Source organism: Nocardioides albidus, from assembly GCF_006335005.1.
In the GTDB taxonomy this organism is placed as follows: domain Bacteria; phylum Actinomycetota; class Actinomycetes; order Propionibacteriales; family Nocardioidaceae; genus Nocardioides; species Nocardioides albidus.
The window spans coordinates 64,583-66,084 of record NZ_VDMP01000017.1 but is presented as its reverse complement, the minus strand read 5'-3'; the positions used below and the strand labels follow the sequence as shown (position 1 = coordinate 66,084).

The window sequence follows — 1,502 nt, the reverse complement described above, 5'->3', positions numbered from 1 at the left end:
CGTTCTCGACGCCCTCGGCCCGGGGGCGGAAGACGACCTTCAGCAGCGGCCCGAGAGCGACGAACTTCAAGAACCAGTAGAACAACCGATCGACCTTCCCTCTTCAGCCCCGTGATCCGGCGCCGCCGCGCGGCCGGTGCCCGTCGGGACGGACACCCCTGGTCGCAGCCTAGTGGCTCACGGGTGCGGCACAATCCCGCCCATGGCACCGAGCATCCCCGACCCCGGGACCGACGTCACCGCGCCCCTGACCATCCCCGCCCGTCCCGAGTTGACCGGCGGGCGCCGGATCGGCGTGCTGCTCAGCCACGGCTTCACCGGCTCCCCCGCGTCGATGCGGCCGTGGGGCGAGCACCTCGGCGCCCTCGGGTACGGCGTCGCCGTGCCCCTGCTGCCCGGGCACGGCACCACGTGGCGCGAGCTCAACACCCGGCGCTGGAGCGACTGGTACGCCGCGCTGACCCGGGCGTTCGAGGCGCTGCGGGCCGAGCACGACGCGGTCGTCGTCGGCGGACTCTCGATGGGCGGGGCGCTCGTGCTGCGCCTCGCCGCCGACCGGCCGGACGAGGTGGCCGGCGTGATGCTGGTCAACCCCGCCATCGCGACCCGGCGTCTCGACGTACGGCTGCTGCCGGTGCTCAAGCACGTGGTTGCGTCGTTCCCGGCCATCGCCAACGACATCAAGAAGCCGGGGGTGGACGAGCGCGGCTACGACCGGACGCCGCTCAAGGCCATCCACTCCCTGCTGCAGGCGTGGCCCTCGCTGCGGTCCGACCTGGCGCGGATCACCGCCCCGCTCATCTACTTCCGCTCGGCCGAGGACCACGTGGTCGACGACTCCTCGGAGCCGCTGGTCCTCGACGGGGTCTCCTCGACCGATGTCACCCGGGTCGCCCTGCCGGAGAGCTTCCACGTCGCCACGCTCGACCACGATGCGCCGCTGATCTTCGAACAGTCCTCGGCCTTCGTCGCGCGGGTCACGGGCGTAGCCTGAGAAGGTGCAGCGGGACGACCCGGACTACGACGACGCCGCCTGGCGCGCGATCGTCGACAACTACGGCGAGCGCGTCGAGCTGGAGCAGGCCGACGAGCCGCCGGACGCGCCGAGCGTGCGCGACGCCGAGGACGAGGCCTATGACAGGGCCCATGACGGGGCCTATGACGGGGCCGACGAGCGCTACGAGGAGCGGTACGACGGCGAGCCGGTCGAGGAGGACCGCTTCGTCCCCGAGCCGGCGCCCCCGGTCCCGGTGCCGCCGGCGGACCGACTGCTCGCCTGGCTGGGCGTCTTCGGCTCACCCACCGTGCTGCTGGTCTGCCTGGTGCTCGGCATCGGCCTGCCCACCTGGCTGGGCTGGCTGCTCGTCGGCGGCTTCGTGGGCGGCTTCTGCTATCTCGTGATCACGACCCCGGGCTCGCCGCGGGACCCGTGGGACGACGGGGCGCGCGTCTGATCGCGCCCCAGGCCGAGGCCAGGGCCGACGCGCACAGGACGACGAGCA

At 73.0% G+C, this 1,502-nt stretch carries 2 protein-coding genes; both read left to right on the top strand.

The genetic code is table 11. The annotated features are described in order from the left end of the window. Positions 1 to 202 precede the first annotated feature (202 nt). Positions 203 to 994, top strand: coding sequence for an alpha/beta hydrolase (locus FHP29_RS04635; protein ID WP_139621682.1), 792 nt, complete (start codon positions 203 to 205; stop codon positions 992 to 994). Positions 995 to 998: 4 nt separating this feature from the next. Beyond that, positions 999 to 1,454 carry a hypothetical protein gene (locus FHP29_RS04630; protein WP_139621681.1) on the top strand — a complete coding sequence of 152 codons (456 nt, stop codon included), beginning with the start codon at positions 999 to 1,001 and terminating at the stop codon, positions 1,452 to 1,454. The last annotated feature ends 48 nt before the right edge of the window (positions 1,455 to 1,502 follow it).

Excerpts from the sequence above, each read along its gene's own strand:
- FHP29_RS04635 (WP_139621682.1), top strand. The coding sequence starts at position 203 with ATGGCACCGAGCATCCCCGACCCCGGGACCGACGTCACCGCGCCCCTG.